This is a genomic window from Paenibacillus aestuarii (assembly GCF_027789125.1).
In the GTDB taxonomy this organism is placed as follows: domain Bacteria; phylum Bacillota; class Bacilli; order Paenibacillales; family NBRC-103111; genus Paenibacillus_E; species Paenibacillus_E aestuarii.
In genome coordinates this window covers 17489-32356 of sequence record NZ_JAQFVF010000075.1, presented here as the reverse complement: position 1 = coordinate 32356, position 14868 = coordinate 17489, and the positions used below count along the sequence as shown (strand labels likewise).

The 14868-nt window shown below is 40.4% G+C and carries 17 protein-coding genes and 3 pseudogenes; 17 read left to right on the top strand and 3 right to left on the bottom strand.

Translation table 11 applies throughout. The features are described from left to right. Positions 1-611, bottom strand: a 611-nt coding sequence (locus O9139_RS26010; protein WP_270881084.1) for an IS110 family RNA-guided transposase, incomplete at its 3' end; no start/stop codon positions are given. A 709-nt stretch (positions 612-1320) separates the two neighbouring features. Here O9139_RS26010 and O9139_RS26005 point away from each other — a divergent pair. The 16 genes and pseudogenes from O9139_RS26005 to O9139_RS25935 all read left to right on the top strand — a co-directional run. Beyond that, a pseudogene (locus O9139_RS26005) lies at positions 1321-1431 on the top strand (D-alanyl-D-alanine carboxypeptidase family protein); the annotation flags it as partial. A 100-nt stretch (positions 1432-1531) separates the two neighbouring features. Continuing rightward, positions 1532-1795, top strand: a pseudogene (locus O9139_RS26000) (winged helix-turn-helix transcriptional regulator); the annotation flags it as partial. Between the two features lie 504 nt (positions 1796-2299). Beyond that, positions 2300-2494, top strand: a complete 195-nt coding sequence (locus O9139_RS25995; RefSeq protein ID WP_270884667.1) for a hypothetical protein — start codon at positions 2300-2302, stop codon at positions 2492-2494. Positions 2495-2708: 214 nt separating this feature from the next. Then, entirely contained in the window at positions 2709-2993 is a 285-nt protein-coding gene (locus O9139_RS25990; protein ID WP_270884666.1) for a hypothetical protein, read from the top strand. Between the two features lie 33 nt (positions 2994-3026). Beyond that, the gene (locus O9139_RS25985) at positions 3027-3539 is read left to right on the top strand and encodes a DUF1003 domain-containing protein (RefSeq protein ID WP_270884665.1); all 513 of its coding nucleotides are present in this window, start codon (positions 3027-3029) and stop codon (positions 3537-3539) included. Between the two features lie 123 nt (positions 3540-3662). Beyond that, on the top strand, positions 3663-4292 hold the full coding sequence (locus O9139_RS25980; RefSeq protein ID WP_270884664.1) for a DUF4337 domain-containing protein: 630 nt from the start codon (positions 3663-3665) through the stop codon (positions 4290-4292). Positions 4293-4466: 174 nt separating this feature from the next. Then, positions 4467-4925, top strand: a complete 459-nt coding sequence (locus O9139_RS25975) for an MEKHLA domain-containing protein (RefSeq protein ID WP_270884663.1) — start codon at positions 4467-4469, stop codon at positions 4923-4925. Between the two features lie 86 nt (positions 4926-5011). Continuing rightward, the gene (locus O9139_RS25970; RefSeq protein ID WP_270884662.1) at positions 5012-5263 is read left to right on the top strand and encodes a DUF6199 family natural product biosynthesis protein; all 252 of its coding nucleotides are present in this window, start codon (positions 5012-5014) and stop codon (positions 5261-5263) included. Between the two features lie 379 nt (positions 5264-5642). Next, on the top strand, positions 5643-6314 hold the full coding sequence (locus O9139_RS25965) for a hypothetical protein (RefSeq protein ID WP_270884661.1): 672 nt from the start codon (positions 5643-5645) through the stop codon (positions 6312-6314). Positions 6315-6361: 47 nt separating this feature from the next. Next, positions 6362-6835 carry a GNAT family N-acetyltransferase gene (locus O9139_RS25960; protein ID WP_270884660.1) on the top strand — a complete coding sequence of 158 codons (474 nt, stop codon included), beginning with the start codon at positions 6362-6364 and terminating at the stop codon, positions 6833-6835. A 96-nt stretch (positions 6836-6931) separates the two neighbouring features. Further along, positions 6932-7168: a hypothetical protein gene (locus O9139_RS25955; RefSeq protein ID WP_270884659.1), complete on the top strand. Its 237-nt coding sequence runs from the start codon at positions 6932-6934 to the stop codon at positions 7166-7168. Positions 7169-7207: 39 nt separating this feature from the next. Next, positions 7208-7321: a hypothetical protein gene (locus O9139_RS33450; protein WP_377525765.1), complete on the top strand. Its 114-nt coding sequence runs from the start codon at positions 7208-7210 to the stop codon at positions 7319-7321. Between the two features lie 751 nt (positions 7322-8072). Then, a pseudogene (locus O9139_RS25950) lies at positions 8073-8225 on the top strand (IS110 family transposase); the annotation flags it as partial. Between the two features lie 174 nt (positions 8226-8399). Beyond that, positions 8400-9527, top strand: coding sequence for a metallophosphoesterase family protein (locus O9139_RS25945; RefSeq protein ID WP_270884658.1), 1128 nt, complete (start codon positions 8400-8402; stop codon positions 9525-9527). Between the two features lie 531 nt (positions 9528-10058). After that, a complete protein-coding gene (locus O9139_RS25940) occupies positions 10059-11768 on the top strand; it encodes an S-layer homology domain-containing protein (RefSeq protein ID WP_270884657.1) in 1710 nt (569 codons plus the stop codon). 53 nt (positions 11769-11821) lie between these two features. Further along, positions 11822-12121: a hypothetical protein gene (locus O9139_RS25935; protein ID WP_270884656.1), complete on the top strand. Its 300-nt coding sequence runs from the start codon at positions 11822-11824 to the stop codon at positions 12119-12121. Positions 12122-12595: 474 nt separating this feature from the next. Here O9139_RS25935 and O9139_RS25930 read toward each other — a convergent pair whose 3' ends face one another. Next, the gene (locus O9139_RS25930) at positions 12596-12955 is read right to left on the bottom strand and encodes a MerR family transcriptional regulator (protein ID WP_270884655.1); all 360 of its coding nucleotides are present in this window, start codon (positions 12953-12955) and stop codon (positions 12596-12598) included. 106 nt (positions 12956-13061) lie between these two features. Here O9139_RS25930 and O9139_RS25925 point away from each other — a divergent pair, with 106 nt between their 5' ends. Beyond that, on the top strand, positions 13062-13772 hold the full coding sequence (locus O9139_RS25925; protein ID WP_270884654.1) for an SDR family NAD(P)-dependent oxidoreductase: 711 nt from the start codon (positions 13062-13064) through the stop codon (positions 13770-13772). A 360-nt stretch (positions 13773-14132) separates the two neighbouring features. Here the strand turns inward: O9139_RS25925 and O9139_RS25920 are convergent, their stop codons facing one another. Further along, on the bottom strand, positions 14133-14642 hold the full coding sequence (locus tag O9139_RS25920) for a C40 family peptidase (protein WP_270884653.1): 510 nt from the start codon (positions 14640-14642) through the stop codon (positions 14133-14135). Between the last annotated feature and the right edge of the window lie 226 nt (positions 14643-14868).

The window sequence follows — 14868 nt, the reverse complement described above, 5'->3', positions numbered from 1 at the left end:
AGAGCAAGTTCGAGTTCGTCCTTTTTTCGCTTCAAGGTGCGCCTAGCAAAGCTTGCTAGTATTTCAGGATCATCTTCGCCATCTGCAATGGCACGGAGCATATCGCGAGAAGAGAGACCCATAATATCCGAGACAACAGAACCAAGTTTAATGTTAGCTCCTTCGAGTACCTTTTGAATGCGATTGTGCTGTCTGGATCTTTCTTCAATGATACTACGGCGATACCGGACTAGTTCTCGAAGTTCGCGTTGAGTCCGATTTGGAATGAAACTTGCTTTAAGTAGCCCATGGCGGAGAAGCTTGGCTATCCATTCCGAATCTTTGACGTCTGTTTTACGACCAGGTAATGCCTTCATATGTTGAGCATTAACCACTAGAAATTCAATACCTTCAGCTTCAAGCAAGTTGACGATTGGCTTCCAAAATACGCCTGTACTTTCCATTGCAACGTGAGAACAATCATGCTGTTTAATCCAGTCAATGAGTTGTAATAGATGTACCGTTTTCGTAGAAAACGTTTGAATCTCCTTTCCTTTAGACGTTAAAATACATGCTGTAATGTTATCTTTGTGAATATCCATCCCGCATGCACGTTCAATGACAACTTCCACTTAGAAACATTCCTCTCTACGGCTAATTCGGATAAGAGGCTGGTGCAACAACCAGAGTAGGATTAATCTCCCATGAGTGCTTCCCGAAAGGGAGCGACAATCTGTGATGCACCGTGATCGTTGGAGTCAGACTAACGGTTGGGCTCTAAGGCACCATAGCGCATCGACCTTCCTCTCCCAGCCATAGTAGAAGTATTGACGAATTGATTAACCCATTTTCATCATCTGTGGTGCAGCGCTTGCGCTGCATGTATGGCTAACGGGCACGTTTGTTGAATATAAGACAAGAAGGCAACCGGACGCGACGGCTGCCTTTTTCATTGTAATAACTGGCAGTGTAAATTTGATTTATATTATGGTTTCTCATTGAGTTTTAATTTATTTATTTTATTCTTAGTCTTATTAAATGATAGTGATAAATTCCCGAAAATGAATTAAGTGTTCGCTAAACCTTGTTTAAACCGAATTACACGTTGAGGGGCATTTTTATTTCCTAGGATTTAGGTGTTTGCTGTGGCATAGCTTCAGTAGGCAGAGTAAAATACTGGAGAATAAAAGGAGAGGGGCTGAGCCATTTTATGGGTAGTCGAGGTTTGTCTGAACCGGAGCCGGAACCAACAAGTATGTCGGCAGTCAGGTTAAAACTAAATACCGTAACAGAGTATGGTTCTAGCTCCTCTCTTGCGGAGTAAGTTGGATCTGACTGCCTTATAAACCTTGGCATATCCGATATGTAGGGATAGACATGGCCAAAGAAATTGCAAAACAAGGCACCACACTAGAAGAGTACCTTGGCAAAACGTTGACAGTCAATAAATAATCGTTAGCGGAGTTGAAAAGACAAAGAGACTGCAATGAGAACCGGCAGTCTCTTTGTCTATTTTAAGAAAAATTTCATCTCAGATCATGTCTAAGAACGCCTCATCGGAATCAAGTGGACCGTTTTGATCGTCCGGGATCTATTGCTAGATAACACTCTGCGCTTTAGCGATCTGCTTCGCTCGATGGAAGGCATCAGCCCTAAGACATTGTCGCTTAGGTTAAAGGAGCTGGAAGAGAAGGGGATCGTAGAGAGGACCGTCTATCCGGAGGTTCCGCCCCGGGTGGAATATACCCTGACTGAAAAGGGTAGGGAGCTGGAAGGAATACTTATCGAGCTCAAAAGATTCGGCCTGCAGTTGTAAAAGATTATGACCGTGACCGGAGGTAAAATGGAAACGGACGCAAGTAGCATTATTATTGAGAAGTTAATACTAATTGATCCTAATGGTTGTTCTAATGAATATTACACTGATCCAAATGCTATCTAATCCATGCAAGGGTTGTAGGGATGTAAATTGGAACTTTGTTAATTTAATTGAAAGAGAAAAGGCCGACTTGGGTCCTTGGGGAAAGTATATTCGTTGTTGGTAAATTGTTCGAAAATCGTGTCAAAATTATTGAACTCCCATGAAAATTAAATCCGGAGTATCAGAAAAAGGCCGCACTAAATAAGACGCCACTTAATCATTTTTTGAAGCGTCTGTAAGATGGGGATCGTAAGTATGGAATAATTAAGATGATTAATTAAAAACTAGGATGATGTAGAGAGTAACGCAAAGAGACAGCCTTGGTGAGGGGCTGTCTTAATCATATCCTCATAATATTTTAATCTAACGATACTATCATAGGTGTATGAGGTGGTATCTATGAGTGCTGCTTATTTGGATGAATGGTTGGATGAATATAACGATTATATGAGATTGTTTGAGATCTTTGGCGATGAGGAGTATCGTCAAGAAGCTAATGAGATAATTGAAAGTTTAAAAGTAATGTTATCAAGAAGAGAGTACAACAAAGTGATTCTTTATAAATTAGAAAGTGATACGATGCATAAATTATGACAGAGGAGAAAAAGTAACATGACCAAACAGATAGCCATCGATATGGCAAGGAAATTATATCGCGAGGATGGAATGACAATGAATATTCAAATTGTAATGCCTGAAAGAGGAAGTTTGAGCTTGAAATTGATATAGAATAAATGATGATTCCATGCAGAGAGTTAGGTGAAACATTATTGTTAACAAAGAAGAGCTGATTGATGAATTCTTTGCAATGATTAGAAGATTGAATAGAAAAGGGATTGACATTTTAGAGATAAAGAAATTTTTTGGATCAATTTCTGAAATTCGACACATCGTACCGCCTACAGTTGAATTTATGACTGTGCTAAAAGTATATAGACCTGTCTTATTTCATGAATTTAGAAGGTCACTTGTACCAAGTACTGGCATGTGGTTTCTTACAAATGTAAATATGGATGTTGGTCAGGCACTAATTAACCTTGCAATTACAGATGAGGATCAACTTCGAAATTTAATCAAAGGTTCGCAAATATAATCAAAATCCATTTCAAAGGAGACGGTGAGAACAATGGGACTTGAAACTACAAAGGAATTAAAAGATTACGGTGTTCGAGTTAACCGCTTGGTAGATGAATTTGAAAATCAGATTCATGCTCACTTAAATGAGGAATACGTAAAGTCAACTAAATGGTCTGATAAACTTGCAGATAAAATTGCTGAATTCGGTGGAAGTTGGAAGTTTATTAATATCTTTTTTGCCGTTCTGGTGGTATGGATTGTTGTTAATACAATGTCTTTTACTAAAGTAATTCATTTTGATGAGCCGCCATTTATTCTTCTGAATTTAGTACTATCGTTCCTGGCTGGATTTCAAGCTCCCATCATTATGATGAGTCAGAATAGACAGGCAGCAAGAGATAAACAAGAAACGATTATAGACTTTGCGATTAACTATAAAGCAGAGCAGGAAATTGATGATATGCAAGGACATTTGCATCGTATTGAAGCCGATTTTGCTGAGTTTAGAAGTGAAGTGAAAGAAGAATTAGCGGAGATTAAAGAAATGTTGAGAGGTAAATGAGAAATGAACAAATATTCAGATTACGTTGCACTGTTTATAATAACAATGGAATAAAACATAGGTTTACACTGAATAAAATAAAAACTTGATGGCAAGTATTGGAAAAAAGGTAGAGGTGCAAAGTTGGAAGAGAATTTTGGAATTGAAAATCCATTAGAAATAGTTGAAGAAGAAATTAAAGAAATTGAGGAACATGAAAAAAACCGAGACAAAGAAGAGAAAGCGCGCAGCAAGTTTAATAATATTGTTGCAGTAACAATTAGTATTTATGCTGTTTTAACTGCTTATGTTGGATTAACTGAAAGCCAAATTACAACTGATACGCTTTTAGAAATGGATAACGCTGTTTTGTTACAATCACAAGCATCCGACCAATGGGCATATTATCAAGCTAAAGGTATCAAGGAAGAGTTATTTTTAAGTCAATCGAAATCACTTGCTGCCTCGGGAAATCCTCTAACAAAAGAAGTACAAAGTGAATTTGATGCAACTGTAAATAAATATGATATAGAAAAAAAGGATATTCAACAGAAGGCAACTGAACTTGAAAATTCGAGGGAAGAAAAGATAAAGGAAACTTCAGTATTGGTTCGAAAACATCATAAAACTGGAGTTGCGTTAACATTACTACAAATCGCAATCGTACTTGCATCGGTTTCAAGTTTATTGCGTAAAAGGCCATTATGGTTTGCAAGCATTGGTGCTTCATCTCTGGGAATATTATATTTTGCATCATCCTATTTTACACATTGAGTTTTATCAAATTATCATCTATTAAGTGATTCATGATAATGAGTAGGATATATTTCCTACTTTTATTTGTTTTATATTCTTAATAGAACTAGATTGGTGAAATAGCTCAAATCGATACATAAATGACAATCTTAAAGTCAAATAGTCTTAATATTTATTCGGAGGATGTAGAATATGATTTTGACAGGAGCAGGGGCAACAAACGAACACGCCAAGAATATTATTCAGAGTTATAAGAAATGGACTGGAAAAGATTTGATTCCTGTAAAATATGAAGCAGGTTTGCTGGATCAGCTCTATCACTCTCCAATTATTGTTTTGTCTCATGGTGTTGGTGACGATCCTATTTTAAACTTTGGAAACCGAGAAGCTTTAAAATTATGGGAGATGGATTGGGAAACCTTCATAACAACTCCATCAAGATTAACTGCTGAGCCAATGGAACGGGCAGAACGCGATAGATTTTTTGAAATTGTTACGGAAAAAGGTTTTGTTGATAATTACACTGGCATTCGTATATCAAGTAACGGAACAAGGTTTTATATTGTAAATGCTACTGTCTGGAATTTGGTTGACGACGAGGGGAAATATCAAGGGCAAGCAGCATCATTTAAAGAGTACAAATTCATATGATCGTCTGAATAGCTATCCGAAAATGGGTAGCTTTTTTTGTTGTATTTAATGGTACAATATACCAAATAAGGTCAAAAGAGAAATGGGTGGAGTTGATTACAATGTTTGTTCCTCCAGAACTAAAGTTATTCAGCATTTTAGCCACAATCTTCTTTACACTTTGGATTGGCTTTGCATTGTTTGGAGCGATTGCACCATATACATTATGGAAGATAACACAAAGCTGGAAAGCAACAAAAGAACCACCAAAATCATATTTCATGATGCAAAGGATAATAGCGATATTGTTTGCGACTGTTGGTATTTCGTTTTGGGTGTTTTTGTGGACTAGATATTAGAAAGTAAGTTAAAAGAATGATTTTATTTGAAATAAGGTGAAAAAGTATGTTATAAAATCCCTTTACACCAGAAAACCTCTATATTCTCATGAAAAAAATAGATTTAAACGATATGAATCTTACTGAAGAAGATTTTCTCGAATGGTGCTGGAGTTATTGGCCGCAATGGAGATCGCATAATGAAAGCGAGTATGTACTTTATAATTCAAGGGCAATAGACGTTATAGATAGGTTATTAGACCCTTGGTATCGGTCGGATCAAAAACATTTTCCAAGAGCGAGGATTAAAAAACTAATCGCAATAATTAGAAAAGCTTATTTGTTAGAAAATATGTGATGAAAGCACGATTTTATAACAAGTGATGGTGATGTAATCGTAATGGGGGAATTTGGAGAAGGAAAGGAAAGCATTGAGCAACAATTCTACAACCTTTATAGAAGGGAAATTACAGTACAAGAATTTGAAATTTGGTTATACAGTACGCCTAGGATTGAGGAAATTTACGGTCAAGATTTTTACTTTAAGTTATTAGACTTGAACTACAAAAGTAAATATATCTTTAATGAAATAGAGACAGTAATGTACTCAAAAATACCAAAAGGTAAGTTTGAACAAATGAAACTGGAAGAACTTTTGCAAAAAGTCATACATAATACTTATGATCTTGTAGAGGTTCTGGAGGAAATTTATTTAAACTATTGTGATGGGTATTCTTTTTTAAGGTATCTAGGGTTGACCTATGTGCTTTCTATTCTTGATATAGTGCCCGCTCTAAGAGAAAAGATTAACTGGAATGAAGAAGATTTTAGTAAGAAAAGAAAACCATTGGAAATAATTAGACCTAGTGTTTATATAGAAGCTCAGCGATTATTATCATTTTTGGAACAGGGTTTAATTAAGATAACAGATAAGTACGAATATATGGATCTACGTAATGAAGGAGATAAGATTGAACTGACTAATGTAGAAAAGATGTTCAAAAAACCAAAACATAATTTTATAAACAGGGCGTTGAAGTGGATAAGTAAAGCCTTAATCAAGAACGATTAATTGAAAGAGCAATTTTATATGGCGTTATATAAAAGGAGGCTAGAATTATGCTATTTCGTAGTATAGATGTTGTCAAGGATAGGGAAGTGATTGTTAGATTCCGCAGAGAGTCTTATGTTGTAAGTTTTGGTAATGAAGAAGGATTTGGTGAGGAAGATGCTTATGTTAATCGAATCGAGGAGCGATTATCTAGGTTTCCAGATGGATTGATGCTTATTGAGAGTGATGGGAGAATTATTGGACAAATTGAACTGCAAATCCTCCATTACGAGGGAGATGAGATTGGATATGTGAATTTATTTTACTTGGTTCCTGAGTGTCGTGGGAAAGGCTATGGGAAGGGACTATTGGAATACGCTGAGAATTTTTTTCTTAAATACAATGTAAGGGAATATCATTTGAGAGTCTCTCCAACCAATGAAAGAGCAGTTCAGTTTTATCTCAAGTCGGGAATGTCAAAAGTTAAGGAAGAACGACATCAGTATGTTGTTTGGAGAATGAGGAAATTGCTTAACACCTAGATGGAAATGTAAATAAATCATGGATTTTATTAAGCTAACTGGGGATACTCGGAAGAATTATATTTTGTAAGTTATATTGGGGGAAAGAGTAATACAATGAATAAAAAGAAGGCGGTTATTACATCTTTTATCGTTATTCTAATAATTATTGTTGCAAAATACGGTATCCAATCTGTCGAAGATATATTCGCTGATGGGAATTACAAAATATATAATGTAAATATTTACAAAGAAACTCCGGCGTGGAAATTGGCCTTAGCGGTAAGGGATCAAAAAACAAAGACTATCGAAAAGATATTAAAGTCAAACCCCTCTTTACTAAATTATCAATAACCTAAGTATGGTGCAACTTTATTGCTTTGGGCTATAGGAATGGAGAAATATAATTCGGCAGAGACGCTTTTGAAAAGTGGTGCTGACCCTAACATAGTCTCGATGAATGGCGGTAGGACACCACTTTTTATTGCAGCAGGTTCTCATGGGTAGATAATGGTGCTAAAAAAGACCCAAAATATATAAAGCTTTTATTAAAATACGGTGCAAACCCAAACAAAAAATATCGGTGGAGATGACCTGCTTTATCTTGCCTAAGACGGGGTTTGCTACGAAAGGAGCTATCTCGATATCGCTAAACGCACCGGCAAGACCCCCATTAAGTAATTCTACCCGAACTATTTTGACGATAGGTGTACCTACTAATTAAATGAGCTATCGTCTGACTATGAATACTTTCCACTGAAAGGGGGTGAAAACGAAAACAAATGAGTAGAGGCAAACGTAGGCTTATCAGCATCATTCTTCTTTATGTGATGATGTGGAATTCAATTATAATTCGGCAGCGTGGTTCGGTTCGAGCATCTGAGAAGAGAAAACTCAAAGAAACAGAGGGGCTGTCGCTTTATTGTTGCTGAATCCCCAATATAAAGAAAACCCGGTTCCTTATGGTTTCAGAGCGGGTTCTTCTTGTTATAAGTGATCCTGAAAAGTGAGTGCAAGAACTTTTCAAGCTGTTGTGCAGCACTGTGAGATCGCACTCTTCATGCGGAGGACTAGGTCGAAAAGAATTAGTCTAACGACACAAATGTTCCTACATAAATTTTGTTTAATAAGCCTGTAGTTATGGGCTTTATTTTTTTATGTAGGAACTTTCATGTCGTCGCTTCGCGACACAAATGTTCCTACATTATGCTCAAACGACACAAAGTAGGGACATAATCGGGGGCTTGCTATTACCACATTACTCCTTCAATACCAAGAGCACCTATCCCACCTTGAAAATAAGATCGACGCCCTTGCTAATGAAGTTGAGGAATTTATGATCCAGTCGATTACCGAAATCGGTGGCAAAATTGCTGCAACGGTTTTGTCCGAATTCGCGGCTACAGCTAGAATAGCTTAGGCCTTTTCGCTGGCCCAAATTTAGCGATCGTCCAAAGGACGGCGTAGCCGTTTATCCTGGTTCGTAACTATGTGGTCAAATTCCTGGCTAACGATCATAAGATAGTTAGAAAAAGCGGAATCAGATATTATGCCTTTCCGCTTTAAGCCGGGAGGTTCCTTTGCCATGGGATTCATGGACGTTTTGGGTAATATCGCTAAACGTTCCAAGCTTGCAACCGCGCTGTTTTGGGCTGAAATTACGCATAACGTTCCGCGAATCAATGAATTGAAAATGAGCGAAGGCGATCCGGATTGGCTAAAGGTTATCACAAATTATTACGATTATTTTCTAAACAGACGCCTTACGATCCCTTATGTCCGCTACAATAGCTTAGATGATTTTGTCATCCCGATCGGGACAAATAAACCGAAGATTGGTTTCATTGCCGACTGGGGAACAGGGCAGGAGGATGCAGCTTGGCTGCTTGCCGAGGTCATGAAGCATAGTCCGGATCTCTTAATCCATTTGGGAGACATTTATTACTCGGGAACGAAGGAAGAAGCGAAGACTAACTTCCTGGATCTTATCCTGAAGTACGTGGATCAGAAAAAAACGAGGGTGTTCACTTTGTCCGGAAACCATGATATGTATTCCGGTGGCGAGGGTTATTATCAGTTGCTTCAGCAGCTTGGCCAACCAGCCAGTTATTTTTGCCTAAGAAACGATTATTGGCAGTTCCAAGCAATGGATACCGGGTTGAACGACGCAAGTCCATTGTCGGCACATGTCAGTATTCCTTATCTTGATCCGTTGGAGACCGATTGGCACATTCACAAGCTGAAAACTTCGGACAAAAGGAAAACGGTTCTACTATCCCATCATCAGCTGTTCAGCGATGTAGGAGTGGGAGAGGATTCACAAGGCCAGAAGCTTGTATTCAACCCCCATTTACAAGCTTCCTTTCATAATTTGATGAAACAGGTAGAGTGTTGGCTTTGGGGTCACGAACATAATCTGATCCTTTTTCATCCTTATTTGAATTTACAACGAGGACGTTGCATCGGTGCCAGTGCATTCCCGGTCATGGACAGGGACTTTCCATACAAAACCGTAACAGGTATGAATCTCCTCGGCCAAAAAGTACCCCCGAAAATGTACGAGAACGTCAAACTCAAAACGAATGCGGACGGTGTATACTACCATAGCTACTTGATCATGGCTCTGGACCACGCCTCTGCGAAATTATCTTACTATCAAACCGACTCTGTTCATAACGGTCACAGTGAACTCATATTTGAAGAAAGGCTGTAATCGCATGAAAGAAAGGGCCATACCGTAAAAAGGATGGCCCTTAAACTTGCCGTTACAGACAGCGCGATGAACTGTACCATAAAGAAGATATGTCATTGCAACGGGTACGAGATAACATGGCGATGGAACCGATCCATCGCCATGTTATCGTTTCTATCATCTCCGGCACGTCGCAGTCGCGGAACGAGTCTGGCTGTCCCGATCGCAAGGCGAGGGCAGTGCGCAATATTCGTTGTGGGAGGAAGCGGAAGACCTGAAGGCGATCCGGGCGACCTTTGGTGGCATATCTAATTTCCGTAATATTTTCGTTGTATTTCATTACTGCTTTTCATGTCCCAATTACAAAGTTGAAATAAGGAAGACTTCAGCTGATATTTTCCCCCCAAAATTCGACTTTATCCAATTATTATAAGATCGATTATTAATCTAATCCTAATAGAAGCTTAAGGTTTCTCCTCTATGATATAACTAGGGAGTATGATAATTGACTCTTGCCTTCTTACATCATGGGAAAATGAGGAGAACGACAACATGAAGAAGCTCATCGTACTTACGTCGATTGTCAGCACGTTCTTGCTCCCCAACATGAGCACGGCTTATGCTGACAGTTTTACGGACGTTACTACTAATAGTCCTTATATTTCATATATTAATGATCTTCAGCAAATGGGGGTTACTGACGGGGTTGCGCCGGGTCAATTCGGACCGTCGATGACGCTCACGCGTGCCCAGTTTGCTAAGTTTGTAGCGGTCGCTTTCCAATTGAGCGATAACGGGAGCAGCATCCCCTTTCAAGATATTAATGGACATTGGGCGGCACCGTATATACGTGCGGCTTACCAAGCGGGTATTGTCAATGGTACATCAAGCACTACCTTTACACCTGAACAGCAGGTGAAGCGGGAAGAAGCTGCAGCCATGATCTGGCGGTTAGCCGCAAACAAAGGATTACAGAAGCCCCCGGCAGTTCAGTATCAGGATAGTCCGGATGATTGGGCTGTCTCTGCCGTTAACGGAGTACTGTCAAAGGGGTGGTATGCTGCAGACGTTACGCGTGCGGATACAACTTGGTCGTACCGCCCTCGGGATTATATGACCCGCCAGGAAATGGCGGCACTGCTCGACAGATCAATGAAAGACCTTATGGGGAATACTACTACAGCCGCTAAGACTGCGACCGTTTCATCAAGCACACCGGTTACATCAGAAACAGCAAATCTCTCAGCGCCGGTGTCTTCATGGCAACAATCGCTTGAGTCGCATCTGCTAAATCAGGAAACGGATTTTTCGATTACTCTCGACGATCCGAATGAGTTCCAACAAATCAAAAGTTTTGTGGCTCAGGTTATGAAAGACAACGATTATTTGCACTACGTCTATGACGGCATGAGCTACGAATATGACGGGGTCTCGACGGTTACTTTCAAAGTCTCATACTTGGAGACCAAGGCTCAGAGCGATTATGTTGCCGCGCAAGCCCAATCTATAATAGCTTCCATTATTCAACCTGGCATGAACGATTTCCAGAAGGAAAAGGCTGTTCATGACTATGTCATTTCCCATCTGGCTTATGACACCACTTTAACCGATCATACGGCATACGGCGCGTTGACCAAAGGTACGACGGTCTGTCAGGGATATGCGCTGCTCACCTATCGCTTACTTACGGACGCCGGTATTGAGAACAAAATAATAGAGGGGCAAGCAGATGGTCAAGCCCACACATGGAATCTGGTCCATATAGATGGCAACTGGTATCATCTGGATGCAACGTGGGATGATCCTGTTCCGGACGTGAAGGGTAGACTTACGTATAATTATTTTAACCTGACAGACGATCAACTGCGGCATGAGCATACCTGGACGGCAGCGAATTATCCTGCTGCTTCTCAAGACTTCATTCAAGCGCTGCAGCAAGAAGTTCAATCAGGCGCAATGGACGCAGCATCTGAGCAAGCTTTGTTGAGTTCGACAGGACTCTCAAATGAAACCAGCGAAAATACGGCTGGTTCGATATCCGCGGCGCAAGCGATTCTGCAACGCGGACTTTCTGCGGGACAGAGCCAGATTGCTTTCCGATTCAAGAACTCCTTGGGCAGCACGAAGACAGTGATGAAGTCGGCGATGACCAATACTATGATGATGAATAATAACGTGGCCAATGTACAATTTGAGTATGGCAACGACACCAGACTGGCAGGCTACACAACAGTAACGGTGGACGTCACTTATGGCGGATAGAAGGGAACGAAGGAGCTGCGGCGGCGGCTCTTTTTTTATACGTAGGTACTTCCTTGTCGCGTCCTCGCAATGACCGCTATGGAATTATCGGTTATCGAAGCACTTCATCACTAGCTGGACCCGATAAACAAAGATGGGCAACAAGCAATAGTATACTTTCAGCTGGGAGTGAAAATATTGAGTTAAAAATTGATCTTGTGACGATGCTCGTTCAGGCAGCTGGTTTTGATATCAACAAAGATGAATTACGAGGCAAAATATTTGAAGTTGCTTATAGTCAAGGTCAAATAAATCACGAAATTCAAGTGGGAAATACGAAGCTGATGATATCCCCGTACAAGGGTTTATCGTGAATTCTATGTAAATTGGACATCTGATAAAATAGATGAATGAATATCATGGAAGTAATAAATAAATAGCGCACTCAGGTGCGCTATTTATTTATTCTCAGGCACAGACGTATCAGATTGAAAATTTAACTCTACCCTTGGTGGAATTACCGAGACTTAAAATGTGTTGGAAATCTGCCTTTTTTACGTTATATCCTATGGATGCCTTACTTGCGCAGGTATTGCAAAAGCGAATGGCCGGAGAACGCCGTATGCAGAGATCAAACACGAGTTTGAAAAAAGAAACTATGAACTGCTTTCGTCCGAGGAAGAGTATACTAACACGCAACACCGCCGGACGAAGAAATCGATGCAACGATGACGGCCGCGAACGGATGGGTTTCGGAAGATAACGTTTCGGATTCTTATGCAGATAACATCATCAGGGTACTTGCTCTTAAATGAGATTCAAAATTTAGTTTATATGCCCAGCTTATATTAATAATTTTCCCCGCGATAATAGCGCTTAAGTTTTTCTTCCAAATGAACGAGCTGCACTTCCTTCTCCTCAATATCTTTCAGCAGCTTTTGCCTCTGATCTTCAATCAGTTTGATTCTCTCCGGTAGGGTTGAGGTTCCTTCGTTCACCTTATCATAATACTTTTTAATGTCCTCCACACTCATCCCGGTTTCACGAAGACATTTGATAAAGACCAGCCATCTCAGATCATCATCCGTATAAAGACGGTTGTTCTGCTCGCTTCGGGTAGCAGGTTTCAACAGTCCCTTTCTTTCGTAAAAGCGGATCGCTCCAATATTGATCCCGACTTCCTTCGCCACTTCTCCAATCGTTAACATACTAACCCTCTTTTATAAAAAAAATTAATTGTTGACCTACACTAAGTGTAGCATAGTAACTTATAAATCGTTAAAGAAAAATCAAATTAGGGAAAGAAGGATTCGCATGAAAAAGACCGCCTTTGTAACCGGAGCAAATAAAGGAATCGGAATTGAAATCGTTAAGCAGTTAGGTGAAGCAGGCTGGAAGGTCATCCTTGGCGCACGCAGTGCAGAACGGGGTGAAGCAGCCGTTTCCGAGTTAACTTCCAAGGGGTTAGACATAGAATTTGTACAAATTGACATGGTTGACTTAAAAACCATCGAACAGGCAGCCGATACGATCAACAAGAATTATCCGGACTTGAAGCTTCTGATCAATAACGCTGGTATGCCTGGCGCTTTCTCCCGTTCTTTTACGGATACCAAAGAGGAAGATCTGCGGAAAGCCTTCGAAGTTAACTTTTTCGGGACCTTCCGTTTGAACCAGCGTTTGTTTCCATTAATCAAACATAACGAAGGCACAATCGTCAATGTATCGACCGACATGGCTTCTCTGGACCATATGCAAAATGCTGAATTTACTTTAAACGCATTCGATTATAACTCATCTAAAACGGCCAACAATGCCATGACACTTTCAATGGCTTATGAAGTCAAAAACAGCAGCGCTCAAGTATTCGCGGTAACGCCTGGATTCACCTCAACAGATCTTAACGGCAATACCGTAGGAGGTAAATCGAAAGAAACCGCCGCCGCGATTATAGTGGGTTATGCGACAGATGGCAAACGTCATAATGGCGAATTCTTGGATGAGAAGGGCGTTTACGCCTGGTAACACGCAACTGCCGAAAGCAAAAAACTCTTGATGCCCATTTCGCGGACAAGAGTTTTTTGCGTACAAGATTCTAGGTAAAAAAATAAGCATTTCTGCACGGGGTAACCCACTATTAAACTAAACGACACATCGACTTATTTTCGGACAAGTAGGAGTGCTTGCTAAAGCATGCCATGAGACAATAAGAAAAAACGGAATGTCATCCCAGCGAAGCGGCTGCAGATGCGGTGCAGGTGGTCAGAGGTAATTTGGCACAATGGTAAAAAGAAACGGCGAAGAATCACATTTAATTCTGGTTATACTAAAAGAACCGTTCATCTTCTTGAGATGAACAGTTCCCTTTTTCATTGAACCTGCCGATTACAGGACGCGGCGGGCTGTGATATAGTGTGAATTCCAGTACGAGTTCAGTTTCGTAATTTTTACGCCGCCAGCTCCGTAGGTATGCAACATCTCGTTATTGCCAATGTAGACGCCTACATGCCCTACACCAGGTCGACCTGGTACGGAGAAGAAGAGAAGATCGCCCTTTTGCCAGTTGCTCTTCGATACGTGACGGCCTACTTTGGACTGCTGCGCTGCTGTACGTGGCAAGCTAACACCGTATTTGCCATAGATGAATTTCGTTAATGTCGAGCAATCGAAATTGCGGGTCTGACCGACTTTTGCACCAAATTTATAAGGTGTACCAAAATATTTTTTGCCTAATGCAATAATGGCATTGGCTTTAGATGAAGTCGAAGTTGCGGAAGCGGATATCGTATCAGCCTTAGTAAGCTGAGGGCTACTGATAACACCACCTGAGATGGCGATGGTTGTCCCTAGTGCCAAGATAGCCAAGCGCTTGCTCCATATGTGATGTAATTTCATAGTTGTTCCCCTCCTCAACGTTGTGTACGGCTCATCCGTATCTGGAACCTAGTGTAGCATACCTGAGATCTCCTAATAATTTCTAGAGGGTGTCGAAAACCGTTAGCTGGATGGGAAGGGACTTGATTATTAGAAAACGATGAGAATGTACTGAAGATATTATTCTTGACAAATGAGGGAACGGGAGATGTGCCGCCAAGCTGTCCGTGGAGGCTCTTACGATCGG

What these genes read in the sequence shown, in the direction of transcription:
- O9139_RS25995 (WP_270884667.1), top strand. Translation starts at nt 2,300, where the DNA reads ATGAGTGCTGCTTATTTGGATGAATGGTTGGATGAATATAACGATTAT.
- O9139_RS25990 (WP_270884666.1), top strand. Translation starts at nt 2,709, where the DNA reads ATGATTAGAAGATTGAATAGAAAAGGGATTGACATTTTAGAGATAAAG.
- O9139_RS25985 (WP_270884665.1), top strand. Translation starts at nt 3,027, where the DNA reads ATGGGACTTGAAACTACAAAGGAATTAAAAGATTACGGTGTTCGAGTT.
- O9139_RS25975 (WP_270884663.1), top strand. Translation starts at nt 4,467, where the DNA reads ATGATTTTGACAGGAGCAGGGGCAACAAACGAACACGCCAAGAATATT.
- O9139_RS25965 (WP_270884661.1), top strand. Translation starts at nt 5,643, where the DNA reads ATGGGGGAATTTGGAGAAGGAAAGGAAAGCATTGAGCAACAATTCTAC.
- O9139_RS25960 (WP_270884660.1), top strand. Translation starts at nt 6,362, where the DNA reads ATGCTATTTCGTAGTATAGATGTTGTCAAGGATAGGGAAGTGATTGTT.
- O9139_RS25955 (WP_270884659.1), top strand. Translation starts at nt 6,932, where the DNA reads ATGAATAAAAAGAAGGCGGTTATTACATCTTTTATCGTTATTCTAATA.
- O9139_RS33450 (WP_377525765.1), top strand. Translation starts at nt 7,208, where the DNA reads ATGGAGAAATATAATTCGGCAGAGACGCTTTTGAAAAGTGGTGCTGAC.
- O9139_RS25945 (WP_270884658.1), top strand. Translation starts at nt 8,400, where the DNA reads ATGGGATTCATGGACGTTTTGGGTAATATCGCTAAACGTTCCAAGCTT.
- O9139_RS25940 (WP_270884657.1), top strand. Translation starts at nt 10,059, where the DNA reads ATGAAGAAGCTCATCGTACTTACGTCGATTGTCAGCACGTTCTTGCTC.
- O9139_RS25930 (WP_270884655.1), bottom strand. Translation starts at nt 12,955, where the DNA reads ATGTTAACGATTGGAGAAGTGGCGAAGGAAGTCGGGATCAATATTGGA.
- O9139_RS25925 (WP_270884654.1), top strand. Translation starts at nt 13,062, where the DNA reads ATGAAAAAGACCGCCTTTGTAACCGGAGCAAATAAAGGAATCGGAATT.
- O9139_RS25920 (WP_270884653.1), bottom strand. Translation starts at nt 14,642, where the DNA reads ATGAAATTACATCACATATGGAGCAAGCGCTTGGCTATCTTGGCACTA.